This is a genomic window from Paracoccus ferrooxidans (assembly GCF_029909815.1).
GTDB lineage: Bacteria > Pseudomonadota > Alphaproteobacteria > Rhodobacterales > Rhodobacteraceae > Paracoccus > Paracoccus versutus.
The window spans coordinates 966,818-993,748 of sequence record NZ_CP038202.1 but is presented as its reverse complement, the minus strand read 5'-3'; the positions used below and the strand labels follow the sequence as shown (position 1 = coordinate 993,748).

The following is a 26,931-nucleotide window of genomic DNA, read 5'->3' as shown; positions in this document are numbered from 1 at the left end:
GCCCGGATCAATGAAAAAGGCCGCGCCCCAGGGCGCGGCCTTCGTCGTTCCGGGCTCAGCCGTGCTTTTCGATCCAGTCCACGAAGGCATCGACATAGGCTTGCAGGAACTTCGCGGTCTTTTCGTCGGTGACGCTGCCGTCGGCGGCATAGGCCTCGGCGTGCCACTGGATATAGGCCTCGGGCATGCTCATCATCACCGTGCCGACATGGACCAGGTCGTTTTTCAGCCGCGCCTGCGCCAGCGCCGCGCCGATCACGCCGGGCGAGGTGCCGGTGACGGCCGCGGGCTTGCCCTTCCACGAGTTCTGGCCATAGGGGCGCGTCGCCCAGTCGATCGCGTTCTTGATGACGCCGGGATAGCTGCGGTTGTATTCCGGCGTGATCGCCAGCACCGCGTCGGAATGCTCGATCCGGTCCTTGAGCCGCAGCACCGATTCGGGCGGATCGGCCCAAAGGTCGTCGTTGTAATGCGGCAGATCGCCGATATGCAGCAGGTGGAACTGCAACCGGCCCTCGGCCAGTTTCTGCAATGCCTTCATCAGCTTGTGGTTGAGCGAATCCTTGCGCAGCGACCCCACCATGACGGCGACGGACTTGACCATGCCTGATCTCCTCTTGCGGTTTTCAGGGGCAAGCTAGGGATGCAACCGGCGCGAGGGAAGGGGGCCTTGCGCTTGCATTCTGGGGGAAAAAGGTGAACAGTTCCCGGCAAGCGACGCGAAACCGCGGTTGGGACAAGGCGCAGGGGCCGATGGGCGAGGCGGAAAAAATGCAGGCATGGCTGGCGGATGCGGGCAACCTGCGGCTGCTGTTGATCGCGGCGCTGGCGGCGCTGGCGCTTTGCCTTGTTGCGCTGTGGCGAACGCGGCGTTCGGCAGCGGCGGATGCCGTGCTGGCCCGGCGGCGCGAGGCCGAGTTGCAGGCGCGCTGCGATGCCGAATCGGCCGGGCTGCGCGACCAGCTTCTGGCCGTCAGCCGGCTGGAGACGCGGGCGGAATCGCTGACCCAGCGCCTGCAGGAGCTGGTCGAGGAGCGCGACGGGCTGAGCGATGCGCTGCATCGCGAAAGGCAGGCGGTCTCGCGGCTGGAGCGTGACCTGGCGGAAACCCGGCTGGCGGCGCAGAAGGACCGCGAGGCGGCCGAGCGCGACATCGCCACCCTGCGCGAATTGCGCGAGGAGATGACCGGCCAGTTCCGCCTGCTGGCCAACGAGACGCTGAAATCCCAGGGCAGCGAGATGCAAAAGGCGCATGGCGAGCAGCTTTCGGCCCTGCTGACCCCGTTTCGCGACCAGGTCCACCGCTTCCAGACCGAGCTTCAGGCCCGCAACAAGGCCACGGACGAGGAACGCGCAAGGCTGCGCGAGCAGATCGAATACCTGCACAAGCGCTCCGAGGACATCTCGCGCGAGGCGGTGGCGCTGACCCGCGCGCTGAAAGGCGACAGCCAGAAGCGCGGCGCCTGGGGCGAGATGATCCTGGAGCGCATCCTCGAGGATTCCGGCCTGATCGCCGGCACGCATTACGACACGCAGTCGAGCCATCGCGACACCGACGGCAAGCTGTGGCGGCCGGACGTGATCGTGAAGATGCCGCAGAAGAAGCTGCTGGTGATCGACAGCAAGGTCTCGCTGAACGCCTATGAAGAGGCGGTGAATGCCGAGGACATGCCGACCCGCGACGCCGCGCTGCGCCGGCATGTCGCCTCGGTTCGCGCCCATGTCGCCGGGCTTGCCGCCAAGGGCTACCAGGCGCTGGACGAGGGCTCGGTCGATTACGTGCTGATGTTCATCCCCGTCGAGGGCGCCTTTTCCGAGGCGCTGCGCGTCGATCCCGACCTGGCGCGGCACGCGATGGAGAGCCGGGTGGGGCTGGCGACGCCGACCACGCTGATGCTGACCCTGCGCACGGTGGATCACATCTGGACGGTCGAGCGGCGCGAGTCGAACGCCATGGCCATCGCCGCCCGCGCCGGCCAGCTTTACGACAAGCTGCACGGCTTCGTCTCGGCGGTCGAAGATGTGGGCAGCGCGCTGGAGCGGGCGCAGAAAAGCCACGCCACCGCCATGGACCGGCTGACCCGCGGGCCGGGCAACGTCATCCGCCAGGCCGAGATGCTGCGCGACCTGGGCGCGCGCACACAAAAGCGGATCGTACTGGACCATGACGGCGTCGAGTCGCTGGAAGCGCCGGGCGAGGCGGCGGAGTAGCTCATTGGGTATTTGTGCAACGGAGAAACCCATGGCGGGGAGTGATTGGGCGCCTTGGCGCAAGCCGCCGAGGCTCTGCAGGGTTGAGCGCGTCGACCTGAACAATCGCGAGTTCTGGCGATTGCTGGTCAAAGCGCCTGTCGGCAAGGTCATGTAGGTCTTGGCGACCCTGGCGATTGCCTTGCATGCAAGGTCGCTGGCCATGCCCGCGGGCAGCGCAGATCGCGCGCAGGTCGAGGCCTGCATGTGGATCGGCACCAGCGTTTTCTTGGCCGCCTGCCTCGTTTTTCTCGTTGAGGCGAGCGGGTTCAACCACGGGCTGAAACGCGCTGATTGCAGCCTGCATTCGGCAGCTTGGTGGCGGTGGCACCTGCTGAGCCGCTTTGCCGGGCAGGTTTTGGTCGTGCTGGCCTTCAGCGGGGTTGTGGTTCTGGGCATGTCGGCCCTGGAGCGCCTGTTTTGAACACCAGCTTCACCATCCCGACCCGCGGGCCGGCCTGTCATGATTTCACCGCCGAGGTGGCGGCCTGGCTGCGCGGCATCGGCGCGCAGGAGGGCGTGGTGACGCTGTTCGTGCGCCATACCTCCTGCTCGCTCCTGGTGCAGGAGAACGCCGACCCGGACGTGCAGCGCGACCTGCTGGCCTGGCTCGACCGCATCGTGCCGTCGGCCGATCATCCGTCGATGCGCTACCTGACGCATCGCGCCGAGGGGCCGGACGACATGCCCGCGCATCTCAAGGCCGCGATCCTGCCCGTCAGCCTGCAGATCCCCGTCGCGCGCGGCCGGATGGAACTGGGCACCTGGCAGGGCATCTACCTGGTCGAGCATCGCGCCCAGCCGCATCGGCGCGAGGTGGCGGCGCATTTCCAGGGCTCGTGAAGCCGGCCTGCCGCAGCGCAGGAAAACCCTTTTCCTCGCGGCACGGATATGGAAACCTGCCACCCCAAGCGACAGGGATTCACAGGGCAGGGCATGGCGTCAGGAAACCGATCTCAGACGGCTCAGGGGCTGACCCTGATCGCGCCGCCGCTGGGCTATGCCGTGCTGGTGCTGGCGGCGCCCCTGCTGACCATCCTGGCCTATTCCTTCTTCAAGGACGGCTACCTGACGGTGATCCGCGAATTCACGCTGGAGAACTATCGCACCGTCTGGGCCGACCCGATCTTTCACCGCATCATGCTGCGTTCGCTGGGGGTGGCGGCGCTGGTGACGCTGGCCACCGTGGTGCTGGCCTTTCCGGTGGCCTATTTCCTGTCCTTCGCCGTCTCGTCGCAGAAAAAGGCCATGTGGCTGTTCCTGATCACCATCCCGTTCTGGACCAGCTACCTGATCCGGGTTTTCCTGTGGAAGGTGATCCTGGGCTATAACGGCGTCATCAACTCGGGGCTGAAGACGCTGGGGCTGATCGAGCAGCCGCTGACCTTCATCCTCTACAACGTCAACGCCATGGTCATCACGCTGGCCCATGCCTATGCGCCCTTCGCCATCCTGCCGATCTTCATCGCGCTGGAAAAGATCGACCGCTCGCTTCTGGAGGCCGGGCGCGACCTGGGCGAAAGCCGCGCCATGACCTTCTGGCGCGTCACCCTGCCCTTGGCCATGCCAGGGGTGGTGGCGGCGGCGCTGATCGTCTTCATCCCGACCATCGGCGACTACGTCACCCCGGCGCTGATCGGCGGCGGCAAGATCCCGATGATCGCCAACATGATCCAGGCGCAGATGCTGGACCTCGACAACCGGCCGATGGGCTCGGCGCTGGCGGTGACGGCGATGCTGATCGTCGCGGTCATCAGCCTGGCCTTCATCGCCGTGAACCGCCGCTTCCTCAGGGTGCGGCAATGAAGGGCGGGGGCCTGCGCGCCTATGCGCTGATCTACCTGCTGTTCCTTTACGCGCCGATCCTGCTTCTGCCGATCTTCGCCTTCAATTCGGGCACGATCATCGCCTTTCCGCTGCGGGGCTTCACCACGGAATGGTTCGCGCAGATGTGGGGCAATGCCTCGCTGCGCCGGGCGCTGACCAATTCGCTGACCATCGCCGTCAGTTCCTCGATCCTGGCGACCTGCCTTGGCGTCTTCGCCGCCCGCGCCTCGACCCGCTTCGCCTTTCCGGGCAAGGGGCCGATCATGGGGCTGATCATGCTGCCGCTGGTGCTGCCCGAGATCATCGTCTCGATCTCGCTTCTGGTGGTGCTCTTGTCGCTGGGCGTGCAGCTGAGCATCTTGACGGTGATCCTGGGCCATACGCTGATCTGCATGCCCTATGCCACGGTGATCCTGTCCACCGCCTTCAACTCGCTCGACCGTTCGCTGGAGGAGGCGGCCTATGACCTGGGCGAGACGCGGATCAGCGCCTTCCGGCTGGTGATCCTGCCGCTGGTCATGCCGGGCATCATCTCGTCCCTGCTGATGAGCTTCACCATCAGCCTGGACGAATTCATCATCGCCTTCTTCCTGGCCGGGAACGAGCCGACGCTGCCCACCTATATCTTCAGCCAGCTGCGTTTCCCCAAGCAGATCCCGATGATCATGGCGCTGGGGACGGTGCTGGTGCTGCTGTCGATCGCCCTTTTGACCATCGCCGAATATTTCCGCCGCCGCGGCATCGCCAAGACCGGCGCCAAGGATACCGGAGGCTTCCTGTGACGACCCAAAACCCCGGCCCGAAAAGCACCGCCGCCCATCGCGCCGCCATGGCCGGCGCGCGCCCGATGATCGAGATCCGGCAGGTGCAGAAGCATTACGGCGATTATCACGCGCTGCGCGGCATCGACCTGACCATCCGCTCGGGCGAGTTCTTTTCGCTGCTGGGGCCCTCGGGCTGCGGCAAGACCACGCTTCTGCGCACCATCGCCGGGTTCGAGGATATTTCCTCGGGCGTGGTGCTGATCGACGGGCAGGACATGCAGGACGTGCCGGCGAACCGGCGGCCGACCAACATGGTGTTCCAGTCCTATGCCATCTTCCCGCACCTGACCGTGGCCGAGAACGTGGGCTTCGGCCTGCGCCGCGACCCGCGCTCGCGCGCCGAAAAGGCGGCGGCGGTCGAACAGGCGCTGGAGATGGTAGGGCTGAAAGGCTATGGCAGCCGCGCCAGCCATGCGCTGTCGGGCGGGCAGCGGCAGCGGGTGGCGCTGGCCCGCGCGCTGATCCTGAAGCCCAAGGTGCTGCTGCTGGACGAGCCGCTTTCGGCGCTGGACCGCAAGATGCGCGAGCAGATGCAGGTCGAGCTGATCAAGCTGCAACGCCAGGTCGGCATCACCTTCGTCCTTGTCACCCACGACCAGGAAGAGGCGCTGGTCATGTCCGACCGCATCGCGGTGATGTTCGAGGGCCAGATCGCCCAGCTCGACGGGCCCGAGGCGCTTTATGCCCGCCCGACCAGCCGCCGGGTGGCGAACTTCATCGGGGTGATGAACTTCCTCCCCGCCCGCGTGCTGGGCGAGACCGCCGATGCGGTGCAGATCGAGGCGCCGGGGCTGGGCCGCGTCGACATTCCGCTGGCCAATGTCAGCCAGGCCGACCCGGGCGACGACGGCCCCTCGATCGGCTTCCGGCCCGAGGCGGTGTCGCTGGTCGCGCCCGGCGCGCAGGGGGCGAACCGGGTGGCCGAGGGGGTGATCGACGAGGTCGTCTATTACGGCGACATGACCTATTACGACGTGCGGCTGGACGGCTCGGCCGGTTTCGACGGCCAGGCGCGGCCGGTGCGCATCGCCATGCGCAACGTCTTCGGCCGCGAGGTGCAGGATGTCGGCACGCGCGCGAATGTGAGCTGGTCGCCGGGCTCGCTGGTGCTTTTCCGCTGATCGGCGCGTAAGCGGCCGCGGCATTCCGCCGAGCCGGTTTGCGGCCCCGGCCACCCCATGCCACAGTCCGCCCACACGCAACAGACGGAGATCGAGATGATCGCACGTTTCGCAATCCTGCCCGCCCTGGCCCTTGGCCTGACCGCAGGCGTGACCCTGGCGCAAGAGACGGCCCCGGCCGCGCCCGCCGCCCCCGAGGCCCCGGCCACGACCGAGGCGCCTGCCGCCGTGCCCGCCCAGGACAGCGCCGCCGCCTATGAAAGCGCGCGCAACCAGCTGGGCGTCCTGGCCTATTGCCAGGAGCAGGGCCATATCGACGGCAAGGCGGTCGAGATCCAGACCAAGCTGCTGGCGATGATCCCGGCGGGCGACAGCGCCAAGGGCGATGCCGCCGAGGCCAAGGGCAAGGAAGGCACCGTCTCGGCCATGGGCGTCGAGCGGACGCTGGCCGATGCCGCGACCGAGCAGAACACCACCGAAGAGGCGCTCTGCAAGCAGATGGAAGGCTTGCTGCAACAGCTCGCCTCGCAGGTTCCGGCCTGACGCCTTGTCGATCGTTCTTGGCGCGGGGCCAGTCGCTCGGCCCTTCGCCTCTGGCCGGCTCCCTCTCGGGGCCGGCCATTTTCATCGCAGGGGCGGGTTACAGGGGCGGCAGGGCCGCCTGCACCTTCCTGGGCAGGGCGCCGCGCACCAGGCGATAGGAATGGCGGATGCGATGCGCCAGCTCGTCGGGCGCCGAATCGAGCGGCAGCGCGACCCAGCTGCGGTGCAGATAGGCCGCGCGCTCGGCCACGCCGGTCTCGATCAGGAATTCGGCCGTCTCGGCGCTGTCGGTCTTGACCGAGACATGGGTGCCGATGGCGCCGGTAACGGCAAAGGTCTTGCCGCCGATCTTCCAGCAATCATGGCCGCCGCCCCAGGGATCCGACCACTCGGCCCCAGGCTGCGCGGCGCAGATTTCATTGACCAGTTCGCGGCTCATGGCCCAAGTTTTGCAGCCTCTCTTGGCATAGGCAAGACAATGCGTTAAGGCGGGCGCATGAAGGCAGGAACCGCCACCACCCGCTGCATCATTACCGGCTGAAAATTCAGGCGGGCGGTTCATGGTGACCTGACGACGCCCGCAAAGGGGAAGTCATGGTCGAGATCAGGCTGACGAATACCAGGACGCGCCGGAAAGAGGTTTTCCGGCCCATCGACCCGCAGAACGTGCGGCTCTATCTCTGCGGGCCGACGGTCTATGACCGGGCGCATCTGGGCAATGCCCGCCCGGTGGTGGTGATCGACGTGCTGGTGCGGCTGCTGCGCCACGTCCATGGCGCGGACCATGTCACCTATGTGCGCAACTTCACCGACGTGGACGACAAGATCAACGCCGCCGCCCTGGCCCGCAAGGAGGCCGGTGCCGAAGGCAGCCTCGAGGAGCTGATCCGCGAGCGCACGCATGAGACCATCGGCTGGTATCACGCCGACATGGATGCGCTGGGGGCGGCGCGGCCCGATTACGAGCCGCGCGCCACCGATTACATCGGCGAGATGATCGCCATGATCGAGACGCTGGTCCAGGGCGGCCATGCCTATGCCAAGGACGGGCATGTGCTGTTCCGCGTGCGCAGCTTTGCCGGTTACGGCAAGCTTTCTGGCCGCTCGGTCGACGACATGATCGCCGGCGCCCGCGTCGAGGTCGCGCCCTTCAAGGAAGACCCGATGGATTTCGTGCTGTGGAAGCCCTCGGATGCGGAACTGCCGGGCTGGGACAGCCCCTGGGGCCGCGGCCGTCCGGGCTGGCATATCGAATGCTCGGCCATGTCCTACGAATTGCTTGGCGAAAGCTTCGACATCCATGCCGGCGGCATCGACCTGCAATTCCCCCATCACGAGAACGAGATCGCGCAAAGCTGCTGCGCCCATCCGCATGGCGATTTCGCCCGCGTCTGGCTGCATAACGAGATGCTGCAGGTCGAGGGGCGCAAGATGTCCAAGAGCCTGGGCAATTTCTTCACCGTCCGCGACCTCTTGGACCAGGGCATTCCGGGCGAGGTGATCCGCTTCGTGCTGCTGTCGACGCATTACCGCAAGCCGATGGACTGGACGGCCGAGAAGGCGCGCGAGGCCGAGGCCGTGCTGCGCCGCTGGCGCGGCCTTGTCGCGGGGATCGACCCCGCGCCAAGCCCGGCACCCGCCGTCTTGGCCGCGCTTGCCGACGACCTCAATACCGCGGGTGCGATCGCGGCCTTGCACGAGATGGCGGGGCAGGGCGACGGCGCGGGCCTGCTGGCCGGCGCCCGCATGCTTGGCCTGCTGACCGAGGATCTGGGCGGCTGGATCGCCGAGGGCCCCGACCTGTCGCCCTGGGCCGAGCGCATGGCGGCGCTGCGTGCCGAGGCCAAGGCCAGTAAGGATTTCTCGGCGGTGGACGGCTTCAAGCAGCGCCTGCTGGCCGCCGGGGTCGAGGTGCGCATGGGCCCGGCCGGGGTCGAGCTTCTGCCCGGCCCGGATTTCGACGCCGCCAGACTGCCCGAATAACCGCACACCAGCCAGCCGAAGGGGCCGCCCCGATGACGCGCCAGCGCCTTTACCTTTACGACACCACGCTGCGCGACGGGCAGCAGACCCAGGGCGTGCAGTTCTCTGCCGCCGAAAAGGCCGAGATCGCGCAGATGCTGGACCGGCTGGGCGTCGATTACATCGAGGGCGGCTGGCCGGGCGCCAACCCGACCGACAGCGATTTCTTCGCCCAGGCCCCGGCGACCCGCGCCACCATGACCGCCTTTGGCATGACCAAGCGCGCCGGCCGCTCGGCCGACAACGACGACGTGCTGGCGGCGGTGATGAATGCCGGCACCCCGGCCGTCTGCCTGGTCGGCAAGACCCATCCCTTCCATGTCCGCGAGGCGCTGGGGATCCCGCTCGAGGAGAACCTCGACAATATCCGCGCCTCGGTCGCGCATCTGGTGGCCCAGGGGCGCGAGGCGCTGTTCGATGCCGAGCATTTCTTCGACGGCCATGACGAGGACGCGGATTATGCCCTGGCCTGCCTGCGCGCGGCGCTGGAGGCGGGCGCGCGCTGGATCGTGCTGTGCGACACCAACGGCGGCACCCTGCCCGAACGGGTGGGGCAGGTCACGCGCGCGGTGATCGCGGCCGGCATCCCCGGCGACCGGCTGGGCATTCATTGCCATGACGATACCGGCAATGCCGTGGCCTGCACGCTTGCTGCGGTCGATGCCGGGGCGCGGCAGGTGCAGGGCACGCTGAACGGGCTGGGCGAGCGTTGCGGCAACGCGAGCCTGACCAGCCTGATCCCGACCCTGCTGCTGAAGGAGCCCTATCGCTCGGCGCTGGAAACCGGCGTCACCGCCGAGGGGCTGGCCGGGCTCACGCGCATCTCGCGCCGGCTGGACGAGATCCTGAACCGCCCGCCCGCCCGGCCCGCGCCCTATGTCGGCGCTTCGGCCTTTGCCCACAAGGCCGGGTTGCATGCGAGCGCCATCCTGAAGAACCCGGCGACCTACGAGCATGTGGACCCCGCCACGGTCGGCAACGAGCGCATCATCCCGATGTCGAACCAGGCCGGGCAGTCGAACCTGCGCGCGCGCCTTGCCGAGGCGGGGATCAAGGTCGGCCGCGACGATCCGGCGCTGGCGCGCATCCTGGACCTGGTCAAGGCGCGCGAGGATGCCGGTTATGCCTATGACGGCGCGCAGGCCAGCTTCGAGCTGCTGGCGCTCGCCGAACTGGGCCGCATGCAGCATTACTTCACCGTCGAGCGCTACCGCGTCACCGTCGAGCGGCGCAAGAATGCGCTGGGGAAGCGGATTTCCGTCTCGGAAGCCGTGGTGGTGGTGCAGATCGGCGGCGAGCGCATGCTGTCGGTCAGCGAAAGCATGGATGCCGAGGGGCATGACCGCGGCCCGGTCAACGCGCTGTGGCGGGCGCTGGCCAAGGACCTGGGCCCCTATCAGGCGGCCATCGACGACATGCACCTGGTCGATTTCCGCGTCCGCATCACCGGCGGCGGCACCGAGGCGGCGACGCGGGTCATCATCGACAGCGCCGACGGGCAGGGCCATCGCTGGTCCACCGTGGGCGTCTCGCCCAATATCGTCGATGCCAGTTTCGAGGCGCTGGTCGATGCGATCCGCTGGAAGCTGGTCCGCGACCGGGTGGTGCCGGCATGAGCCTGGACGATTGCGCCGAGGCGCTGCGCGAGCACGATCCCGATCGCTTCGGCATCTGCCTGCTGGTTCCCGCCGAAGCGCGGCCGCGGCTGCTGACGCTTTATGCGCTGAACCTGGAACTGGCGCGTGCGCCCTTGGCCTCGACCGAGCCGCTGATCGCCGAGATGCGGCTGCAATGGTGGATCGAGCGGCTGGAGGACATCGGCGCCGGCAAGGCGCAGTCGCATGAGCTGCTGACGCCGCTGGCCGAGGCCTGGGGGCCGCGCGCCGCCGGTTTCGCGGTGCTGGCCGAGGCGCGGCGCCGCGATGCGGCGCGCGAGCCGCTGGACGGGCCCGAAGCCGTCGCGGCCTATGTGCGGGATACGGCGGTGCCGCTGGCGCGCTTCGCCGCCGAGACCCTGGGCTGGGAGGCTGCCGGGGGCTTCGCGCCCCCGGACCCCCGCGGGGTATTTGGAAAACGGAGAAAGCCGGAGGTTGCCGAGATCGTCGACGCCCAGGCCGAGGGGGCGGGGTTGGCGCATTGGCTGGCCGCGCTGCCGGCCTTGCAGGGGCTGGGGCTGGGCCTTTGGGACGCCTCGCCCGAGGCGCTGGCCGGGATCGCGGACAGGGCCCGCGCGCAGCTTGCCGAGGCCAGGGCGCAGCGCCGGCTTGTGCCGCGCCGGCTGGCGCCGGTGCTGTTTGCCGGCGCGGGGGTGCCGGCCGCATTGCAGGCGGCGCCGCGGGGGATCGAGGCGCTGGCCGGCGCCACGCCCTCGGAGTTCCGCCGCCGCCTTGCGCTTGGCGCCTTTGCGCTGACGCATCGCTGGTGGATATGAAAAAGGGCGGCCTCGCCGGGCCGCCCTGCTTCGTTGCGATGCCCTGCGGATCAGCCGCGCAGGATGGACTTGCCGGCATATTCCGCCGCGGCGCCCAGCATTTCCTCGATGCGGATTAGCTGGTTGTATTTCGCCAGCCGGTCCGAGCGCGCGAGGCTGCCGGTCTTGATCTGGCCGCAGTTCGTCGCCACCGCCAGGTCGGCGATGGTCGCGTCCTCGGTCTCGCCCGAGCGGTGCGACATGACCGAGGTGTAGCGCGCGCGATCCGCCATGCGCACGGCGTCGAGCGTCTCGGTCAGCGTGCCGATCTGGTTCACCTTGACCAGCAGCGAGTTGCCGCAGCCCCGCGCGATGCCCTCGGCCAGGCGCGCCGGGTTGGTCACGAAGAGGTCGTCGCCGACCAGCTGCACCCGGCCGCCCAGCGTGTCGGTCAGGAGCTTCCAGCCTTCCCAGTCGTCCTCGGAACAGCCGTCCTCGATCGACAGGATCGGGTAGTCGTTGCACAGCGCCTCGAGATAGGCGACGTTCTCGGCCGGGGTCAGCGACTTGCCCTCGCCGGCCATTTCATACTTGCCGCCCTTGAAATACTCGGTCGAGGCGCAGTCCAGCGCCAGCATGATGTCGTCGCCGGGGGTGTAGCCGGCCTTCTCGATGGCCTTGAGGATGAAGTCCAGCGCGTCGCGGGTGCTGCTGAGGTTCGGCGCGAAGCCGCCCTCGTCGCCGACGCCGGTGGCGAGGCCCGCCGCCGAGAGTTCCTTCTTCAGCGTGTGGAAGACTTCCGAGCCCATGCGCACGGCTTCGCGGATGTTCTCCGCCGAAACCGGCATGATCATGAATTCCTGGATGTCGATGGGGTTGTCGGCATGTTCGCCGCCGTTGATGATGTTCATCATCGGCACCGGCAGCACGCGGGCGCCGGCGCCGCCGACATAGCGGTAGAGCGGCTGGGTGCAGGCCTCGGCCGCGGCCTTGGCCACCGCCAGCGAGACGCCCAGGATGGCATTGGCGCCCAGGCGGCCCTTGTTCGGGGTGCCGTCCAGCTCGATCATCATGCGGTCGATGGCGACCTGTTCGGTCGCGTCCTCGCCGATCAGGTTCTCGGCGATCTCGCCGTTGACGGCGGCGACGGCTTCCAGCACGCCCTTGCCCATGTAGCGGGCCTTGTCGCCGTCGCGCTTCTCGACCGCCTCATGCGCGCCGGTCGAGGCGCCCGAGGGCACCGCCGCCCGGCCCATGGTGCCGTCTTCCAGCGTCACATCGACCTCGACCGTCGGGTTGCCCCGGCTGTCCAGAATCTCGCGCGCGAATATGTCGATGATGGCGGTCATGTCTGCGTCCCCCTTGGCTGACGAGCTTTGGCGCTGTTTAACCGCCTTCGCAATTGCAGAAAAGCGTCAATCCGCCCCGGCCACCCCATCCTCGCCGGGAATGCGCGAGGTGACGCGCGCCGGCTGGTAGCCGCGCGGCACCTCTTCATGCGCATCGACGGCGAGGTCGGCCCAGATCGGCAGGTGGTCCGAGGCCGCCCGTGCCATCTCGTTGTCCAGCACGCCGCAATCCAGCACCTCGATGCTGCGCGAGACGGCGAAGCGGTCGTAGCGCAGGCGCGGGAAGGGCGCGGGCCAGCTGGGGCCGGGGGTGACGACGCGCAGCGCCTCAAGCGCCTCAAGCCCGCGCGAATCGTGCCATTCGTTGAAATCGCCGGTCAGCGCCATGCGGTCGTGGCCGATGCGCCGCGCCTGGGCGATGATGCGCGACAGCTGGGCGCGGCGCGACGAGCGCATCAGCCCCAGATGCACCGCCACCACCGTCAGCCCCGGCAGGCGCAGCACCAGCGCGCCCCTGGGCTCGATCCCCGGCAGGGGCAGGCGGCGGATCTCGGCCCTCTCGCGCAGTTCGGGGCGCAGCAGGATGGTCTGGCCGTGCCAGCCCAGCGAATTCTCGCCGGTGCCCAGGAAGGGGGCGGGGACCATGCCGGTGGTCTTTTCGATCAGCGCGCGCGGCAGCGCCTCGGGGCGGGCGCCGAAGCGGAAATCGACCTCTTGCAGGGCGATCACGTCGGCATCCAGCTCGGCGATGACGCGCAGGTTGCGCTCGGGCGCGTGCGGGCCGGTCATGCCGCGGCACTTGTGCAGGTTGTAGCTGGCCAGGCGAAGGTGGTCGGGGCTCGGATGGTCGGGGCTTTTCGGCATTGGGCCTTTCGCTGCTGCTCAGGTGCCGCAGAAGGTGCGACGGACGATCTCATCGGGGGCAGGGGCCTGCGCGAAGCCGCCCCATTCCGGCCGGTCCTGGAAGGGCGCGCGCAGCGCCGCGTCGAGCGCGTGGAAGGGCGCGTAATCGCCCTCGCGCCCGGCGGCGATGACCTCCTCGATGCGGTGGTTGCGCGGGATGCGGCGCGGATTGGCGCGCGCCATGACCTGGCTTGCGTCGGCAAGGTCGCGGATGCGCGCTTGCCAGCCCTCGGCCCAGGCGTCGAACTGCTGGGGCGCCGCGAATTCGTCGCGGGCGCGGCCGTCGGCCAGCCCGGCGAAGGTGCGGGTGAAATCCGCCTCATCGGCCGCCATCAGCGTCAAGAGCCGCTCGATCAGCGCCCGGTCCTCGGGGCGAGGGTCGGCGATGCCCAGCTTGGCGGCAAAGCGCTTCAGCCATTCCGCCTGGTAGAGCCCAGGGAAGCTGTGGACGATGCGCGTCGCCTCGGCCACCGCCGCGTCGTCGTTGCCCATCAGGGGCACCAGGCAGCTGGCGAATTGCGCCAGGTTCCAGACCGCGATGTTGGGCTGTTCGTTCCAGGCATAGCGGCCCTGGGCGTCGATCGAGCTGAACACCTTGTCGGGGCGGTAGCCGTCCATGAAGGCGCAGGGGCCGTAGTCGATGGTCTCGCCCGAGACCGACATGTTGTCGGTGTTCATCACCCCGTGGATGAAGCCGAGCGCCATCCAGCCGGCGATGGTCGCGGCCTGCCGCTCGACCACGCGCTGCAGCAGGTCGGCCGCGCCCGAGGCATCGGGATAGTGCCGGGCGATGACGTGGTCGGCCAGCAGTTGCAACCGCTGCCGGTCGCCGCGGGCGGCGTAGAATTCGAAGGTGCCGACGCGGATATGGCTGGCGGCGACGCGGGTCAGCACCGCGCCGGGCAGCAGCGTCTCGCGGATCACCGTCTCGCCGGTGGTGACGGCCGCAAGGGCGCGCGTGGTCGGGATGCCGAATGCGGCCATGAATTCGCTGACCAGGTATTCGCGCAGCACCGGGCCCAGCCAGGCCCGGCCGTCGCCCCGGCGCGAGAAGGGGGTGGGTCCCGCACCCTTCAGCTGGATGTCGAAGCGCGCCCCGTCCGGCGCCACCACCTCGCCCAGCAGGACCGCGCGCCCGTCGCCCAGCTGCGGCACGAAGCCGCCGAACTGGTGGCCGGCATAGGCCTGGGCGATGGGTTCGGCCCCCTCGGGCAGGGCGTTGCCGGCCAGCATGGCCACGCCCTCGGGGCTGGCAAGCCAGTCGGCGTCGAAGCCCAGCCGCTCGGCCAGGGGCCGGTTCAGCGCCACAAGCTGCGGGTCGCGCACCGGGGTCGGGCGGGTGCGGGTGAAGAAACCTTCCGGCAGTCGGGCATAGCTGTTGTCGAAGTGGATCATCGCGGCCCTCCCTTCGGACATTAATCTAGACCCGATTGCCGGAATGTTAAGGGTGGAGGCGATTCAATGCGTCACGCTGCCCGAGAACAGGTTCACGATGACGACACCCGCGACGATCATGGAAAGCCCGACCACCGCCGCGAAATCCAGCCTCTGGCCAAAGACGACAAGCCCGATCAGCGAGACCAGCACGATCCCCAGCCCGCTCCAGATTGCATAGGCGATGCCCAGCGGCATGGCCCGCAAGGCCAGCGACAGGAAATAGAACGAGCCCGCATAGCACAGGCCCATCAGCAGGGTGGGGACAAGCCGGGTGAACTGCTCGCTGCGCTGCAGGAAGGTGGTGCCGACCACTTCAAGCGTGATGGCGGTGAAAAGCGTGGCATAGGTCAGGACCGGCATGGCGTCTCCACTCGTTCGTCGCCGGCCCATCTAATTCGCGGGACGGGGGAAAGTCACGCCACTTGCACGAAAACGGCCAAGCGCGTATCCCACGGCTTTGCCATAGCTGACAGGATTGCGCCCGTGAAATTCCTCGATCTCGCCAAGGTCTATGTCCGCTCGGGCGGCGGGGGCGCGGGCTGCGTATCCTTCCGCCGCGAGAAGTTCATCGAATATGGCGGGCCGGACGGCGGCGACGGCGGCAATGGCGGCGATGTCTGGGCCGAGGCGGTCGAGGGGCTGAACACGCTGATCGACTTTCGCTTCCAGCAGCATTTCTTCGCCAAGTCGGGCGGGCATGGCATGGGCGCGCAGCGCACCGGCGCCTCGGGAGACGACATCGTGTTGCGCGTGCCGGTCGGCACCGAGATCCTGGAAGAAGACCAGGAAACCGTGGTCGCCGACCTGACCGAGCCGGGCCAGCGGGTGCTGCTGGCCAGGGGCGGCAACGGCGGCTTCGGCAACCTGCATTTCAAAAGCTCGACCAACCGCGCGCCGCGCCACGCCAACCCCGGCCAGCCGGGGGTCGAGCGCACGCTGTGGCTGCGGCTGAAGCTGATCGCCGATGCCGGGCTGGTGGGCCTGCCGAATGCCGGGAAATCGACCTTCCTTGCGGCGGTGTCGAACGCGCGGCCCAAGATCGCGGACTATCCCTTTACCACGCTGCACCCGAACCTGGGCGTCGTGGGGGTAGACGGGCATGAATTCGTCATGGCCGACATCCCCGGCCTGATCGAGGGCGCTTCCGAGGGCCGGGGCCTGGGCGACCAGTTCCTGGGCCATGTCGAGCGCTCGCGCGTGCTTCTGCACCTGGTCGACGGCACGGCCGAGGACGTGGCGCAGGACGCCCGCACAATCCTGACCGAGCTTCAGGCCTATTCCCCGGCACTGGCGGAAAAGCCGCGGGTGACGGCGCTGAACAAGATCGACGCGCTCGACCCCGAGACGCTGGCCGAGCGCAAGGCGGCGCTCGAGGCCGAGATCGGCGGCCCGGTGCTCTTGATGTCCGGCGTCTCGCGCGAAGGCGTGACCGAGGTCTTGCGCGCACTCTGGTCGCGGATCGCGCCCTCGCGCAAGCCCGCCGCCGACAAGGAAGACAAGCCGTGGCAGCCGTGACGCCGGAACTGGGCCGCGCGCAGCGGCTGGTGGTCAAGATCGGCTCGGCGCTGCTGGTGAACGGCGCGGGGCTGCGCGCCGAATGGCTGCGCGCGCTTTGCGACGACGTGGCGCGGGCGCGGGGGCGGGGGACGGACGTGGTGCTGGTTTCTTCGGGCGCCATCGCGCTGGGGCGGCAGGTGCTGGGCCTGCCCGCCGGTCCCCTGCGGGTCGAGCAGTCGCAGGCGGCGGCGGCGGTGGGCCAGATCAAGCTCGCCCGCGCCTATGAAGAGGCGCTGGCGCCGCATGGCGTCAAGACCGCGCAGCTGCTGGTGACGCTGGACGACACCACCGACCGGCGCCGCTATCTCAACAGCCGCGCGACCATGCAGACGCTCCTGGGCCTCGGCGTGGTGCCGATCGTGAACGAGAACGACACCGTGGCGACCGACGAGATCCGCTTCGGGGACAACGACCGGCTGGCGGCGCAGATCGCCGTGACCTGCGGGGCCGACCAACTCCTGCTGCTGTCCGATGTCGACGGGCTCTATACCGCCAATCCCAAGACCGACCCCGCTGCGCGTCACCTGCCGGTGGTCCAGCAGATCACCCCCGAGATCGAGGCCATGGGCGGCGACCCGATCTCGGGCGTCAGCAAGGGCGGCATGAAGACCAAGCTGATGGCGGCGCGCACGGCGGTGGCGGGCGGCTGCGCCATGGCCATCGCCGAGGGCTCGGTGCTGAACCCGCTTTCCGCCGTGGCGAGTGGCGCGCGGGTGACATGGTTCCTGCCCGACACCGACCCGCAGGCCGCGCGCAAGCGCTGGATCGCGGCGATGAAGCCCAAGGGCGAGATCACCGTCGATGCCGGCGCGGCGCTGGCGCTGGGGCAGGGCAAGTCGCTGCTGCCGGCCGGCGTCACCGCCGTCTCGGGCCGCTTCGGCCGGGGCGATCCGGTGGTGGTGCAGGACGGCAAGGGCGCACGGCTGGCCTGCGGCCTCGTGCGCTATTCCTCGACCGAGGCGCGCGCCATCGCCGGCCATCGCAGCGACGAGATCGAGGGCATCCTCGGCTATCCCGGCCGGGCCGCGCTGGTCCATCGCGACGACATGGTGGTGTGATCTTCTTGGGCCGTAGCTTCTGCGTCGCGGTCGCATGGGTATTTGAAGAACGAAGAAGCCCGGTGCCGCGCTGAATTTCGGAAAGCGGCACCGGGCTTCTTCGTTCCATAAATACCCATCTGCGACACCGATCATGAGGCCGGCGTCGCAGTTCACTCGATCGGGCGCGGCTTGGCAAGCGCGTGGCGGCGCTGGAACAGCCCGCGGATCTGCGACATGCGCACCGCGTTCTGGCCCGGCGCGGGCAGTCCCAGCACCGTATCGCGCAAGAGCGCGATGCCGTCCTCGCTGCGGCCGGGCAGCGACGCGGCCGGGATCGGGGCGCCGATGGTCACGCGGAAGGGCTGGCCCGCCTTGTTCAGCACCTCGTTGAACAGCGTCACGTCGCGCAGCGTCGGGTGGATCGCGTCAAGCAGGTAGAACAGCGCCGAATTGCGCGCCCGGATCCGCAGCGGGATGATGGGCGCATCGAACTTGCGTGCGATCATCGCCGCGCTGGCCATCCAGGGCCGTTCGTGCAGGCTCAGGCCCCGGCGCTTGGCCAGCCGGCCCGAGGGGAAGATCAGCCCGATCCGCCCGCGCCCCAGCGCCTCGCGCGTATAGTCCATCGTGGCGCGGGTCTTGGCATGGCTGCGCTTTTCGGCGCGCCATTCCACCGGGGCGATCAGGCTGTCGAATTGCGGCAGGATGCGCAGGATGTCGTGATTGGCATAGACGAAAAGATCGTCCCGCACCGCAGCGATCACCGCGTTCAGCACGATCCCGTCGGCGATCCCGGTCGGGTGGTTCGACACGATCAGCGCCGGGCCGGTGGCCGGGATATGCTCGATCCCCTCGACCCGCAGGTCGCGCAGGATCAGCCCGGCGATGCGGCGCATGACCTCGTCCGTGGGCAGGTCGCGATATTCCGCCGCCAGCTCCAAGGTGCGCGGATAGCGCAGGAGGTGCATCAGCAGCTGCCGCGCCAGCGCATGGTGCCGGCGGCCCGAAAAAAGCCAGGGCGCCCGCTCGGCAATCAGCGGATCGAGACGGCGTTTCATGTCCTCGCGGGCATCCATGGGGGCAGTATTGCCGTGCCCGCAAGATGCCCGCAAGAGTGGTTCGATCATGGTCAGGCGCCACCGGCAAGGATGCGCGTAACCATCTCGGAGGTGTTGCGCGACAGGCCCGGCATCGCCACCAGCCGGCCAAGCGCGGCGCGGGCATGGGCCTGGCGGGTGGCGTCGTAGCGGGTCCAGGTCTCGAAGGCCGAACACATGCGCGCCGTGGTCTGCGGGTTCACCGGGTCGAGCCGCATCAGCCAGTCCACGGTGAAATCGTAGCCCGAGCCGTCGGCGGCGTGGAAGGCGGCGTGGTTCGCGCCGAGCCCGCCGATCAGGGCGCGGAAGCGGTTGGGGTTCTTCCAGTCGAAATCCGGCCGCGCCGCAAGGTCGCGGGCGCGGGCCACCGCCAGGCCGGGCGCGGCGCGCAGCGGCTGGACCATGAACCATTTGTCCATGACCAGGCGGTTCCCGGCGAATTCCCGCGCAAAGGCCGCCAGCGCCTCGGCGTCCCTGCCGGCCGCGATCAGCCATTCCAGCGCGCCCTGTCGCTCGGTCATGTTCGAGGCGGCAGCAAACAGCGCCTCGGCCCGCGCGGCCCCGTCGATGCGCGACAGAAGGCCCAGGCAGGCGAGCCGCAGGCTGCGCCGCCCCGCGCCCTCGGCATCGGGGCGATAGGGGCCGGGGGTCGCCATCGCCTTGTAGAGCCGGGCCAGCGCCGGTTCATGCGCCGAGGCGATGTCGCGGGCCAGCGCCTCGCGCGCGGCATGGATCGCGTCCGGGTCCGGGATCTCGCCGCGGGCGGCGATGGTGGTCGCGATCTCTTCCTCGCCGGGCAGGGACAGGCAGAGCGCGGCAAAGGCCGGGTCGGCCTCGGCATCGTCGAGCAGCCCGCCGATGGCGCGGCTGAATTCCGCGCCGCCCTCGGCCCCGGTGGACCGCGCGATCAGCGCGTCCAGCGCCAGGTCGTGGCCGGCCTGCCAGCGGGCATAGGGGTCGGTGTCATGCGCCAGCAGCAGCGCCTGTTCGTCGGCCGCGATCTCGCGCGAGACCGTCACCGGCGCCGAAAAGCCGCGCAGGAGCGAAACAACCGGCCGCGCGCCCAGGTCCCCGAAGCGGAAGCTCTGCCGGGCCTCGGTCATCTCCAGCACCGTGGTCGGCAGCACCTCGTCGCCATTCGGGCCGATCAGGCCGAGCGCGATGGGAATCACCCGCGGCGGCTTGTCCGGCTGGCCGGGGGTCGGCGCGGTTTCCTGGCGGAAATCCAGCGTGAGCGTGCCGTCGCGCCAATCCTCGGAAAGCGTCAGCCGCGGCGTGCCGGCATCGGTATACCAGCGCTTGAACTGGGTCAGGTCGCGGCCGGTGGCGTCCTGAAAGACCTTGATCCAGTCCTCGATGGTGCAGGCCTGGCCGTCGTGGCGGTCGAAATAGAGGTCGAGCGCGCGGCGATAGCCCTGATCGCCCACCAGCCGCTTGAGCATGCCGATGACCTCGGCGCCCTTTTCATAGACCGTGGCGGTGTAGAAATTGTTGATCTCCTGATAGTGGTCCGGGCGCGGCGGATGCGCCAGCGGCCCGGCATCCTCGCGGAACTGGCGCGCGCGCAGGGTCTGGACGTCATGGATGCGCTTGACCGCGGCCGAGCGCATGTCCGAGGTGAACTGCTGGTCGCGGAACACCGTCAGCCCCTCTTTCAGGCACAGCTGGAACCAGTCGCGGCAGGTGATGCGGTTGCCGGTCCAGTTGTGGAAATATTCATGGCCGATCACGCCCTCGATGCGCTCGTAATCGCCGTCGGTTGCGGTCTCGGCGCTGGCCAGCACCAGCTTGGAGTTGAAGATGTTCAACCCCTTGTTCTCCATCGCGCCCATGTTGAAATCATCCACGGCGACGATGTTGAACACGTCGAGGTCGTATTCGCGGCCGTAAGCCTCTTCGTCCCATTTCATCGAGCGGATCAGCGATTCCATGGCATAGCCGGCGCGGTCCTGGTCGCCCGGCCGCACCCAGACGTTCAGCGCCACCTGGCGGCCCGACATGGTGGTGAAGCTGTCGGGCACCGCCACCAGATCGCCCGCGACCAGCGCGAAGAGATAGGCGGGCTTCGGCCAGGGGTCGTGCCAGACGGCCTGACCCGCCCCCTGCGAGACCGGGTTGCCGTTCGACAGCAGCACCGGCTTGTCCGAGCGGATGGTGACGCGGAAAGGCGCCATCACGTCGGGGCGGTCGGGATACCAGGTGATATGGCGAAAGCCTTCGGCCTCGCATTGGGTGCAGAACATGCCGCCGGACAGATACAGCCCCTCCAGCGCGGTATTGGCCTCGGGCTCGATCTCGACTTCGGCGGCGAAGGTGAAGGCGTCGGGCAGGTCGGCGGCGGGGATCACCAGCCTCCCGCCCGTTGCGCCCGCGGGGTCGAGCGGCTTGCCGTCGATCGCCAAAGACAGCGTTTTCAGCCCCGCGCCGTCCAGCACCAGGTCGCCCGCGCCCTTGCGGCGGAAGTCGATCTGCGAGCGCACCCGCGTCGCGCGCGGGGCGAGGTCGAATTCCAGCCGCGTCTCGGCGATCTCGAAGGGATAGGGGCGCCAATCGGCGAGATATTGCGTGACGGTCATGGGGCACCTCATGGCAGGCGAAAAAAATCGGCGGCACGGCGGAACTTGTGCGAAACCCAAGTGTTAGACGCAGGATAGCCGGGTCGCAAGCCGGGGTCCGTCCCCGGCCGACCAGCCGCAAGCGCCAACCAGAAGAGCGAGGAACAAGAATGGCCCATTACGACCCGAACGATCCGAAGCGGACCGAGGGCACCGATCCCCAGCGCCCGGCCGCGGCGCCCGAGACCTATGTCGAGCCGGTCGAGCGGCGCGCCTCGCCGCTGCCGCTGATCATCGGCATCCTGCTGGCCCTGGCCATCGCCTATTTCGTGCTGCAGTATTTCATGGGCCGCGACGAAGGCGCGACCACCGGCGAGGATGCCGCCGTGACCACGACCGAGCCCGCGGACACCACCGCGGACGTGCCGGGAACCACGACCGCGCCGGCCGCGACGGATGCCACCACGACCGAAACCCCGGCCGAAGCCGCTTCGGATGCGGCTGACGACGCCGCGACCGCTGCCGAGGACGCCGCCGATGCCGCCGGTGAGGCCGCGAGCGACGCTGCCACCGCCGTCGAAAGCGGCGCCGAAGCCGCGGGCGAGGCGATGGGCGAGGCGGCCGATGATGCCGCTGCCGCCGCCGGCGACGCCGCCCAGGACGCCGCGGAAGCCGCGGGCGAGGCCGCGACCGCCGCGCAGGAAGCCGCCGACAATGCCGCCGAGGCTGCGGGCGAGGCGATGCAGGATGCCGGCGAGGCGCTGGACGACGCCATCACCGTGGAAGAGCCGGCGGCCCCGGTGACGCCGCCGGCCGGCGAAACCACTACCACGCCGCCGGCGAACTGATCGTCCCATGCGGGTGCGTGCCGCCGTCCGGTCACTCGGACGGCGGCTTTCAATTTTTACGCAAGGCAGAATTGCGGGATCATTGAAGGTCGGGCCGGTTGAAACCCTGCGCCGTTTGGCATACCACGGCACACCAAAGCCAGCCGGACAATTGAAGCAAGGGGAAGTGCGATGGGTCGCGTGGAAAAGGCAGGATTGCGGGTGGACGAGACGCTTGCCGCCTTCATCAACGAGCGTGCGCTGCCCGGCAGCGGCGTCGAGCCGCGCCGGTTCTGGGAGGGGCTTTCGGCCCTGCTCCACGATTTCGGGCCGCGCAACCGGGCGCTGCTGGAGCGGCGCGAGGAGCTGCAATCGGCCATCGACGCCTGGCATATCGCCCATCGCGCCCAACCCAAGGACGCCGGCGCCTATCGCGATTTCCTGGCCGAGATCGGCTACCTGGTCCCCGAGGGCGAGGATTTCCAGATCGAGACGCCCGAGACCGACCCGGAATTCTCCAGCGTGGCCGGGCCGCAGCTGGTGGTGCCGATCACCAATGCGCGCTATGCGCTGAACGCCGCCAATGCCCGCTGGGGCAGCCTCTATGATGCGCTTTACGGCACCGATGCCCTGGGCGACCTGCCGCAGGGCAAGGGCTATGACGCCGCCCGCGGCGCCCGCGTCATCGCCTGGGGCCGCGATTTCCTCGACACTGCCGCGCCCTTGGCCGAGGGCTCCTGGGCGGGGATCGAGGCGCTGTCGGTCACGGACGGCGCGCTGGTCCCGGCGCTGCGCGAGCCGGCCAAGTTCGCCGGCCATCGCGGCGACGGCGCCAACCCGACCGACATCTTCCTGAAGAACCACGGGCTCTTGATCCGCATCGTCATCGACGCCTCGACCCCGGTCGGCGCGCAGGACAAGGCGGGCATCTCGGACATCGTGATCGAATCGGCGCTGTCGGCGATCATGGATTGCGAGGATTCCGTCGCCTGCGTCGATGGCGAGGACAAGGCGCTGGCCTATGCCAACTGGCTGGGCCTGATGGACGGCACCCTGGCCGAAGAGGTCGAGAAGGGCGGCAAGACCTTTACCCGGCGCCTCAATCCCGACGTGACCTTCACCGCGCCCGACGGCTCGGAAGTCACCGCCAAGGGCCGCGCCCTGATGCTGGTCAGGAATGTCGGCCACCTGATGACCACCCCGGCCGTGCTGGACCGCGACGGCGGCGAGGTCTACGAGGGCCTGCTGGACGCCATGGTCACGACGCTTTGCGCCAAGCGCGACCTGGACCGCGAGGGGCCGAAGAACTCGGTCACGCAGTCCATCTATGTGGTCAAGCCCAAGATGCACGGCCCCGAGGAGGTCGCCTTCGCCTGCGAGATCTTCGATTTCGTCGAGGATGTGCTGGGCCTGCCACGCCATACCGTCAAGCTGGGCATCATGGACGAGGAGCGCCGCACCTCGGCCAACCTCAAGGAATGCATCCGCGCCGCGAAGCATCGCGTGGCCTTCATCAATACCGGCTTCCTCGACCGCACCGGCGACGAGATCCACACCTCGATGGAGGCGGGCGCGATGCTGGCCAAGGGCGAGATGAAGGCGCAGCCCTGGATATCGGCCTATGAGGATCGCAACGTCGACATCGGCCTGGCCTGCGGGCTGGCCGGCAAGGCGCAGATCGGCAAGGGCATGTGGGCGATCCCCGACCGCATGGCCGAGATGCTGGAGCAGAAGATCGCCCATCCCATGGCCGGCGCCAACACCGCCTGGGTGCCCAGCCCGACCGCCGCGACCCTGCATGCGACGCATTACCACAAGGTCGACGTCTTTGCCCGCCAGGCCCAGATCGCCGCGGCGCGCCGGCCCCTGCGGCTCGACGACCTGCTGACCATCCCGCTGGCCGGCGGCCGCAACTACAGCGAGGCCGAGATCGCCCGCGAGCTGGAGAACAACTGCCAGGGCATCCTGGGCTATGTCGTGCGCTGGATCGACCAGGGCGTCGGCTGCTCGAAGGTGCCCGACATCAACGACGTCGGCCTGATGGAGGACCGCGCCACGCTGCGCATCTCGGCCCAGTCGCTGGCGAACTGGCTGCATCACGGCATCGTCACCGACCGGCAGGTCATGGACGCCTTCCGCAAGATGGCCGCGGTGGTGGACCGCCAGAACGCGGACGACCCGGCCTATGCGCCGATGGCGCCGGGCTTTGACGGCGTGGCCTTCCAGGCGGCCTGCGACCTGGTCTTTTTGGGCCGCATGCAGCCCTCGGGCTATACCGAGCCGGTGCTGCACGCCCGCCGCCTGCAGGCCAAGGCCGAACAGACGAGCCGCGCGGCATGATCGCGCGGCTGGCCGGCCTGCCGCCGGTCTGGCTGGTGCTGTTCGCATCGGCCGGGGCGGCGCTGGGTCGGCTGGTGCCGCTGGGCCTGCCGCCGGCGCTGCGCGGGCTGGGCCTGGTGCTGGTGGCGGCGGGGCTGGGGCTGATGCTCTGGGCGGCGCTGACCATGTGGCGGGCGCGCACCACCGTCATGCCCGGCCGCCGGCCCGAGGCGCTGGTGACGGGCGGCCCGTTCCGCTTTTCGCGCAATCCGATCTATCTGGCCGACCTGATTCTGCTGGCCGGGCTGATGCTGGCGCTGGCCGCGCCGGCGGGGCTGGTCACGGTGCCGGCCTTCGCCCTGTTCCTGCAGCGCCGCTTCATCCTGCGCGAGGAAGCCGTCATCGCCGCCGCTTTCGGTCCCGCCTATGACCGCTATAGGATGCAGGTCAGGCGCTGGATCTAGGGAGGGCATCGTGGAACGCTCGCGCATCAACCGCATCATGGCCGAGGCGGCCGAGCTGATCGGCAAGGCAGGCTTCCACCTGCCGCCATTCGCCCATTGGAGCCCCGAGGAGTTTCGCGTCCGCGCCACGCCGGCGATTCGCGACGGCCGGCTGGGCTGGGACATCACCGATTACGGCCAGGGCGATTTCGATCGGCTGGGCCTGTTCCTGTTCACGCTCAGGAACGGCCGGCTTGCCGACCTGCAGGCGGGCAGGGGCATGGTCTATGCCGAAAAGCTGCTGATCTCGCAGGAAAACCAGATCAGCCCGATGCATACCCATGCCATCAAGACCGAGGATATCATCAACCGCTGGGGCGCGACGCTGGCCATCCGGCTTTGCGGGTCGGACGCGCAGGGCCGCATGGACCGCAATGCGCCCTGCCGGGTCGATTGCGACGGCATCGCGCGCGAGATCGCGCCGGGCGGCGTGCTGCGGCTGGCGCCGGGCGAATCCGTGACGCTGCGTCCGGGCGACTGGCACGAGTTCTGGGCCGAGGGCGGGCCGGTGCTGATCGGCGAGGTCTCGACCGTGAACGACGACCTGACCGACAATATCTTCGCCGCGCCCATCGGGCGTTTCGCCACCGTCCACGAGGACGAGCCCCCGGTTCACCTGCTGGTCAGCGACTACTGAACTCCGCGATGGTGTTTCTGACGCAGGGTCACATTCGTGGAATGTGCGGCGCCTCACTCTCTTGTGAAAGATTGTTGCGCTCTGCTATGGGGGACGCTGAAAGTCGCTAACAGGGGAGGTGGCCTGGTGAAGATCGGCGGATTGAAGGAGATTTTTGAGGGGGAGGCTCGGGTCGCCATCACTCCGTCCTCTGCGGGGCATCTGCGCAAGCTGGGGCATGACGTGCATGTCGAGACGGGCGCGGGGGTTCGTGCGGGGTTTTCGGATGCGGCCTACGAGGCGGCGGGCGTCACCGTGCATCCCAATGCCGCGGCGCTGGTCGGGGCGGTGGAGGTGGTGGTCAAGGTCCGGCCGCCGAGCGAGGCCGAGCTGCGGCAGATGCGGCGCGGGCAGACCCTGATCTCGCATTTCTACCCGGCGCAGAACCCGGACCTCCTGGAGCTGGCGCGCGAACAGGGCGTCACCGCCATCGCCATGGACATGGTGCCGCGCATCAGCCGCGCGCAGAAGATGGACGCGCTGTCCTCGATGGCCAATATCGCCGGCTACCGGGCGGTGATCGAGGCGGCGAACAACTTCGGCCGCTTCTTCACCGGCCAGGTGACGGCGGCGGGCAAGGTGCCGCCGGCCAAGGTGCTGGTGGTGGGCGCCGGCGTCGCCGGGCTTGCCGCCATCGGCGCGGCGGTCAGCCTGGGCGCGCAGGTCCATGCCTTCGACGTGCGCCCCGAGGTGGCCGAGCAGATCGAATCGATGGGCGCGGAATTCGTCTACCTGGACTTCCAGGACCAGGTGCAGGACGGGGCCGCGACCGGCGGCTATGCCGCGCCCTCGAGCCCCGAGTTCCGGGAAAAGCAGCTCGAGAAGTTCCGCGAACTGGCGCCCGGGATGGACATCGTCATCACCACGGCGCTGATCCCCGGCCGCGATGCGCCCAAGCTCTGGACCCGCGACATGGTCGCGGCGATGAAGACCGGCTCGGTCATCGTCGACCTGGCGGCCGAGCGCGGCGGCAATTGCGAGCTGACCGTGCCGGACGAGCGCATCGTCACGGAAAACGGCGTGGTCATCATCGGCTATACCGACTTCCCGTCGAGGATGGGCGCGCAAGCCTCGGAGCTTTATGGCAACAACATCCGCCACATGCTCTCGGACCTGACGCCGGGCAAGGACGGCGTCATCGTGCAGAACATGGAGGACGACGTGATCCGCGGCGCCACCGTCGCCCATGACGGCGACGTGACCTGGCCGCCGCCGCCGCCCAGGGTCGCGGCCATCGCCGCCCAGAAGCCGCGCGAGAAGCCCAGGGAGCCGACCCCCGAGGAACGGCGCGCGCAGGAGATCGCCGCCTTCCGCGCCCAGACCCGCAGCCAGGTCACGCTGCTCGGCGCGGGCGCGGCGGCGATGCTGCTGGTGGGGCTGTTCGCGCCCGCGAGCTTCCTGTCGCATTTCATCGTCTTCGTGCTGGCGGTCTTCGTCGGCTTCCAGGTGATCTGGAACGTCAGCCATTCGCTGCACACGCCCCTGATGGCGATCACCAACGCGATCTCGTCGATCATCATCGTCGGCGCGCTTCTGCAGATCGGCTCGGGCGGCTGGCTGGTGGTGGTGCTGGCGGCGCTGTCGGTGCTGATGGCGGGCGTCAACATCTTCGGCGGCTTCCTGGTCACGCGCCGGATGCTCGCCATGTTCCAGAAGTCGTAAGGGGAGAGG

At 68.8% G+C, this 26,931-nt stretch carries 25 protein-coding genes; 17 read left to right on the top strand and 8 right to left on the bottom strand.

Annotated elements, in window-relative coordinates:
* Positions 1-55: 55 nt before the first annotated feature.
* A complete protein-coding gene (locus E3U26_RS21910) occupies positions 56-604 on the bottom strand; it encodes an NADPH-dependent FMN reductase (RefSeq protein WP_036754628.1) in 549 nt (182 codons plus the stop codon).
* A 167-nt stretch (positions 605-771) separates the two neighbouring features.
* On the opposite strand from E3U26_RS21910, the gene E3U26_RS21905 reads away from it, so the two are divergent.
* The 7 genes from E3U26_RS21905 to E3U26_RS21875 all read left to right on the top strand — a co-directional run bounded on the left by E3U26_RS21905 (position 772) and on the right by E3U26_RS21875 (position 6,565).
* Entirely contained in the window at positions 772-2,211 is a 1,440-nt protein-coding gene (locus tag E3U26_RS21905; RefSeq protein ID WP_499106616.1) for a DNA recombination protein RmuC, read from the top strand.
* Between the two features lie 160 nt (positions 2,212-2,371).
* Positions 2,372-2,674 carry a hypothetical protein gene (locus E3U26_RS21900; protein WP_243785767.1) on the top strand — a complete coding sequence of 101 codons (303 nt, stop codon included), beginning with the start codon at positions 2,372-2,374 and terminating at the stop codon, positions 2,672-2,674.
* Positions 2,671-3,093 (top strand): YjbQ family protein, encoded by a 423-nt coding sequence (locus E3U26_RS21895; RefSeq protein ID WP_499106615.1) that lies wholly within the window; start codon positions 2,671-2,673, stop codon positions 3,091-3,093. The genes E3U26_RS21900 and E3U26_RS21895 overlap by 4 nt, the downstream gene beginning before the upstream one ends.
* A 93-nt stretch (positions 3,094-3,186) precedes the next feature.
* Positions 3,187-4,056, top strand: coding sequence for an ABC transporter permease (locus E3U26_RS21890; RefSeq protein ID WP_499106613.1), 870 nt, complete (start codon positions 3,187-3,189; stop codon positions 4,054-4,056).
* On the top strand, positions 4,053-4,859 hold the full coding sequence (locus E3U26_RS21885; protein ID WP_036754613.1) for an ABC transporter permease: 807 nt from the start codon (positions 4,053-4,055) through the stop codon (positions 4,857-4,859). The genes E3U26_RS21890 and E3U26_RS21885 overlap by 4 nt, the downstream gene beginning before the upstream one ends.
* Before the next feature lie 65 nt (positions 4,860-4,924).
* Positions 4,925-6,022, top strand: coding sequence for an ABC transporter ATP-binding protein (locus tag E3U26_RS21880; RefSeq protein WP_114535344.1), 1,098 nt, complete (start codon positions 4,925-4,927; stop codon positions 6,020-6,022).
* Positions 6,023-6,118: 96 nt separating this feature from the next.
* On the top strand, positions 6,119-6,565 hold the full coding sequence (locus tag E3U26_RS21875; protein WP_036754774.1) for a pore-forming ESAT-6 family protein: 447 nt from the start codon (positions 6,119-6,121) through the stop codon (positions 6,563-6,565).
* Between the two features lie 97 nt (positions 6,566-6,662).
* On the opposite strand, the gene E3U26_RS21870 is transcribed toward E3U26_RS21875, so the two are convergent.
* On the bottom strand, positions 6,663-7,004 hold the full coding sequence (locus tag E3U26_RS21870; RefSeq protein WP_036754610.1) for an MmcQ/YjbR family DNA-binding protein: 342 nt from the start codon (positions 7,002-7,004) through the stop codon (positions 6,663-6,665).
* A 155-nt stretch (positions 7,005-7,159) separates the two neighbouring features.
* Between E3U26_RS21870 and cysS the strand changes: the two genes are divergently transcribed.
* Genes cysS through E3U26_RS21855 form a run of 3 tightly spaced genes read left to right on the top strand, consistent with a single transcriptional unit; the run spans position 7,160 to position 11,018 of the window.
* Positions 7,160-8,548 (top strand): cysteine--tRNA ligase, encoded by a 1,389-nt coding sequence (gene cysS, locus E3U26_RS21865; protein WP_499106611.1) that lies wholly within the window; start codon positions 7,160-7,162, stop codon positions 8,546-8,548.
* Positions 8,549-8,580: 32 nt separating this feature from the next.
* On the top strand, positions 8,581-10,203 hold the full coding sequence (gene cimA, locus E3U26_RS21860; protein WP_499106609.1) for a (R)-citramalate synthase: 1,623 nt from the start codon (positions 8,581-8,583) through the stop codon (positions 10,201-10,203).
* Positions 10,200-11,018 (top strand): squalene/phytoene synthase family protein, encoded by an 819-nt coding sequence (locus E3U26_RS21855; RefSeq protein WP_499106607.1) that lies wholly within the window; start codon positions 10,200-10,202, stop codon positions 11,016-11,018. Before cimA ends, E3U26_RS21855 begins: the two co-directional genes overlap by 4 nt.
* A gap of 50 nt (positions 11,019-11,068) precedes the next feature.
* Here E3U26_RS21855 and eno read toward each other — a convergent pair whose 3' ends face one another.
* The 4 genes from eno to E3U26_RS21835 form a co-directional block, all read right to left on the bottom strand.
* Positions 11,069-12,346, bottom strand: a complete 1,278-nt coding sequence (gene eno, locus E3U26_RS21850) for a phosphopyruvate hydratase (protein WP_036754596.1) — start codon at positions 12,344-12,346, stop codon at positions 11,069-11,071.
* A 66-nt stretch (positions 12,347-12,412) separates the two neighbouring features.
* Entirely contained in the window at positions 12,413-13,210 is a 798-nt protein-coding gene (locus E3U26_RS21845) for an endonuclease/exonuclease/phosphatase family protein (RefSeq protein ID WP_036754585.1), read from the bottom strand.
* 18 nt (positions 13,211-13,228) lie between these two features.
* Positions 13,229-14,644, bottom strand: coding sequence for a protein adenylyltransferase SelO (locus tag E3U26_RS21840; RefSeq protein ID WP_499106604.1), 1,416 nt, complete (start codon positions 14,642-14,644; stop codon positions 13,229-13,231).
* A 63-nt stretch (positions 14,645-14,707) separates the two neighbouring features.
* Entirely contained in the window at positions 14,708-15,046 is a 339-nt protein-coding gene (locus E3U26_RS21835) for a DMT family transporter (RefSeq protein ID WP_072463524.1), read from the bottom strand.
* Positions 15,047-15,169: 123 nt separating this feature from the next.
* Between E3U26_RS21835 and obgE the strand changes: the two genes are divergently transcribed.
* Both obgE and proB read left to right on the top strand, forming a co-directional pair.
* A complete protein-coding gene (obgE, locus tag E3U26_RS21830; protein WP_072463523.1) occupies positions 15,170-16,201 on the top strand; it encodes a GTPase ObgE in 1,032 nt (343 codons plus the stop codon).
* Positions 16,189-17,301 (top strand): glutamate 5-kinase, encoded by a 1,113-nt coding sequence (proB, locus tag E3U26_RS21825; protein ID WP_036754570.1) that lies wholly within the window; start codon positions 16,189-16,191, stop codon positions 17,299-17,301. Before obgE ends, proB begins: the two co-directional genes overlap by 13 nt.
* A gap of 152 nt (positions 17,302-17,453) precedes the next feature.
* Here the strand turns inward: proB and E3U26_RS21820 are convergent, their stop codons facing one another.
* Together E3U26_RS21820 and pepN are read right to left on the bottom strand one after the other, a co-directional pair.
* A complete protein-coding gene (locus E3U26_RS21820) occupies positions 17,454-18,341 on the bottom strand; it encodes a 1-acyl-sn-glycerol-3-phosphate acyltransferase (RefSeq protein ID WP_499106600.1) in 888 nt (295 codons plus the stop codon).
* A gap of 71 nt (positions 18,342-18,412) precedes the next feature.
* Positions 18,413-20,956 carry a M1 family metallopeptidase gene (gene pepN, locus E3U26_RS21815; RefSeq protein WP_499106599.1) on the bottom strand — a complete coding sequence of 848 codons (2,544 nt, stop codon included), beginning with the start codon at positions 20,954-20,956 and terminating at the stop codon, positions 18,413-18,415.
* A gap of 149 nt (positions 20,957-21,105) precedes the next feature.
* On the opposite strand from pepN, the gene E3U26_RS21810 reads away from it, so the two are divergent.
* The 5 genes from E3U26_RS21810 to E3U26_RS21790 all read left to right on the top strand — a co-directional run bounded on the left by E3U26_RS21810 (position 21,106) and on the right by E3U26_RS21790 (position 26,922).
* Complete coding sequence (locus E3U26_RS21810; protein WP_499106597.1) at positions 21,106-21,783, top strand: hypothetical protein; 678 nt, start codon at positions 21,106-21,108, stop codon at positions 21,781-21,783.
* A 171-nt stretch (positions 21,784-21,954) separates the two neighbouring features.
* A complete protein-coding gene (locus tag E3U26_RS21805; RefSeq protein WP_499106596.1) occupies positions 21,955-24,102 on the top strand; it encodes a malate synthase G in 2,148 nt (715 codons plus the stop codon).
* Positions 24,099-24,545: a methyltransferase family protein gene (locus E3U26_RS21800; RefSeq protein WP_036754563.1), complete on the top strand. Its 447-nt coding sequence runs from the start codon at positions 24,099-24,101 to the stop codon at positions 24,543-24,545. The genes E3U26_RS21805 and E3U26_RS21800 overlap by 4 nt, the downstream gene beginning before the upstream one ends.
* 10 nt (positions 24,546-24,555) lie before the next feature.
* On the top strand, positions 24,556-25,221 hold the full coding sequence (locus E3U26_RS21795; RefSeq protein WP_499106595.1) for a D-lyxose/D-mannose family sugar isomerase: 666 nt from the start codon (positions 24,556-24,558) through the stop codon (positions 25,219-25,221).
* 126 nt (positions 25,222-25,347) lie between these two features.
* Positions 25,348-26,922 carry an NAD(P) transhydrogenase subunit alpha gene (locus tag E3U26_RS21790; RefSeq protein WP_499106314.1) on the top strand — a complete coding sequence of 525 codons (1,575 nt, stop codon included), beginning with the start codon at positions 25,348-25,350 and terminating at the stop codon, positions 26,920-26,922.
* Positions 26,923-26,931: the final 9 nt, after the last annotated feature.

Bases quoted from the DNA above. Each gene is read 5' to 3' on its own strand.
- cysS (WP_499106611.1), top strand. From the start codon at position 7,160: ATGGTCGAGATCAGGCTGACGAATACCAGGACGCGCCGGAAAGAGGTT.
- cimA (WP_499106609.1), top strand. From the start codon at position 8,581: ATGACGCGCCAGCGCCTTTACCTTTACGACACCACGCTGCGCGACGGG.
- E3U26_RS21905 (WP_499106616.1), top strand. From the start codon at position 772: ATGCAGGCATGGCTGGCGGATGCGGGCAACCTGCGGCTGCTGTTGATC.
- E3U26_RS21890 (WP_499106613.1), top strand. From the start codon at position 3,187: ATGGCGTCAGGAAACCGATCTCAGACGGCTCAGGGGCTGACCCTGATC.
- E3U26_RS21805 (WP_499106596.1), top strand. From the start codon at position 21,955: ATGGGTCGCGTGGAAAAGGCAGGATTGCGGGTGGACGAGACGCTTGCC.
- E3U26_RS21855 (WP_499106607.1), top strand. From the start codon at position 10,200: ATGAGCCTGGACGATTGCGCCGAGGCGCTGCGCGAGCACGATCCCGAT.
- E3U26_RS21800 (WP_036754563.1), top strand. From the start codon at position 24,099: ATGATCGCGCGGCTGGCCGGCCTGCCGCCGGTCTGGCTGGTGCTGTTC.
- E3U26_RS21885 (WP_036754613.1), top strand. From the start codon at position 4,053: ATGAAGGGCGGGGGCCTGCGCGCCTATGCGCTGATCTACCTGCTGTTC.
- pepN (WP_499106599.1), bottom strand. From the start codon at position 20,956: ATGACCGTCACGCAATATCTCGCCGATTGGCGCCCCTATCCCTTCGAG.
- E3U26_RS21835 (WP_072463524.1), bottom strand. From the start codon at position 15,046: ATGCCGGTCCTGACCTATGCCACGCTTTTCACCGCCATCACGCTTGAA.
- E3U26_RS21840 (WP_499106604.1), bottom strand. From the start codon at position 14,644: ATGATCCACTTCGACAACAGCTATGCCCGACTGCCGGAAGGTTTCTTC.
- E3U26_RS21910 (WP_036754628.1), bottom strand. From the start codon at position 604: ATGGTCAAGTCCGTCGCCGTCATGGTGGGGTCGCTGCGCAAGGATTCG.
- E3U26_RS21880 (WP_114535344.1), top strand. From the start codon at position 4,925: ATGATCGAGATCCGGCAGGTGCAGAAGCATTACGGCGATTATCACGCG.
- E3U26_RS21875 (WP_036754774.1), top strand. From the start codon at position 6,119: ATGATCGCACGTTTCGCAATCCTGCCCGCCCTGGCCCTTGGCCTGACC.
- E3U26_RS21870 (WP_036754610.1), bottom strand. From the start codon at position 7,004: ATGAGCCGCGAACTGGTCAATGAAATCTGCGCCGCGCAGCCTGGGGCC.
- eno (WP_036754596.1), bottom strand. From the start codon at position 12,346: ATGACCGCCATCATCGACATATTCGCGCGCGAGATTCTGGACAGCCGG.
- E3U26_RS21820 (WP_499106600.1), bottom strand. From the start codon at position 18,341: ATGAAACGCCGTCTCGATCCGCTGATTGCCGAGCGGGCGCCCTGGCTT.
- E3U26_RS21810 (WP_499106597.1), top strand. From the start codon at position 21,106: ATGGCCCATTACGACCCGAACGATCCGAAGCGGACCGAGGGCACCGAT.
- E3U26_RS21845 (WP_036754585.1), bottom strand. From the start codon at position 13,210: ATGCCGAAAAGCCCCGACCATCCGAGCCCCGACCACCTTCGCCTGGCC.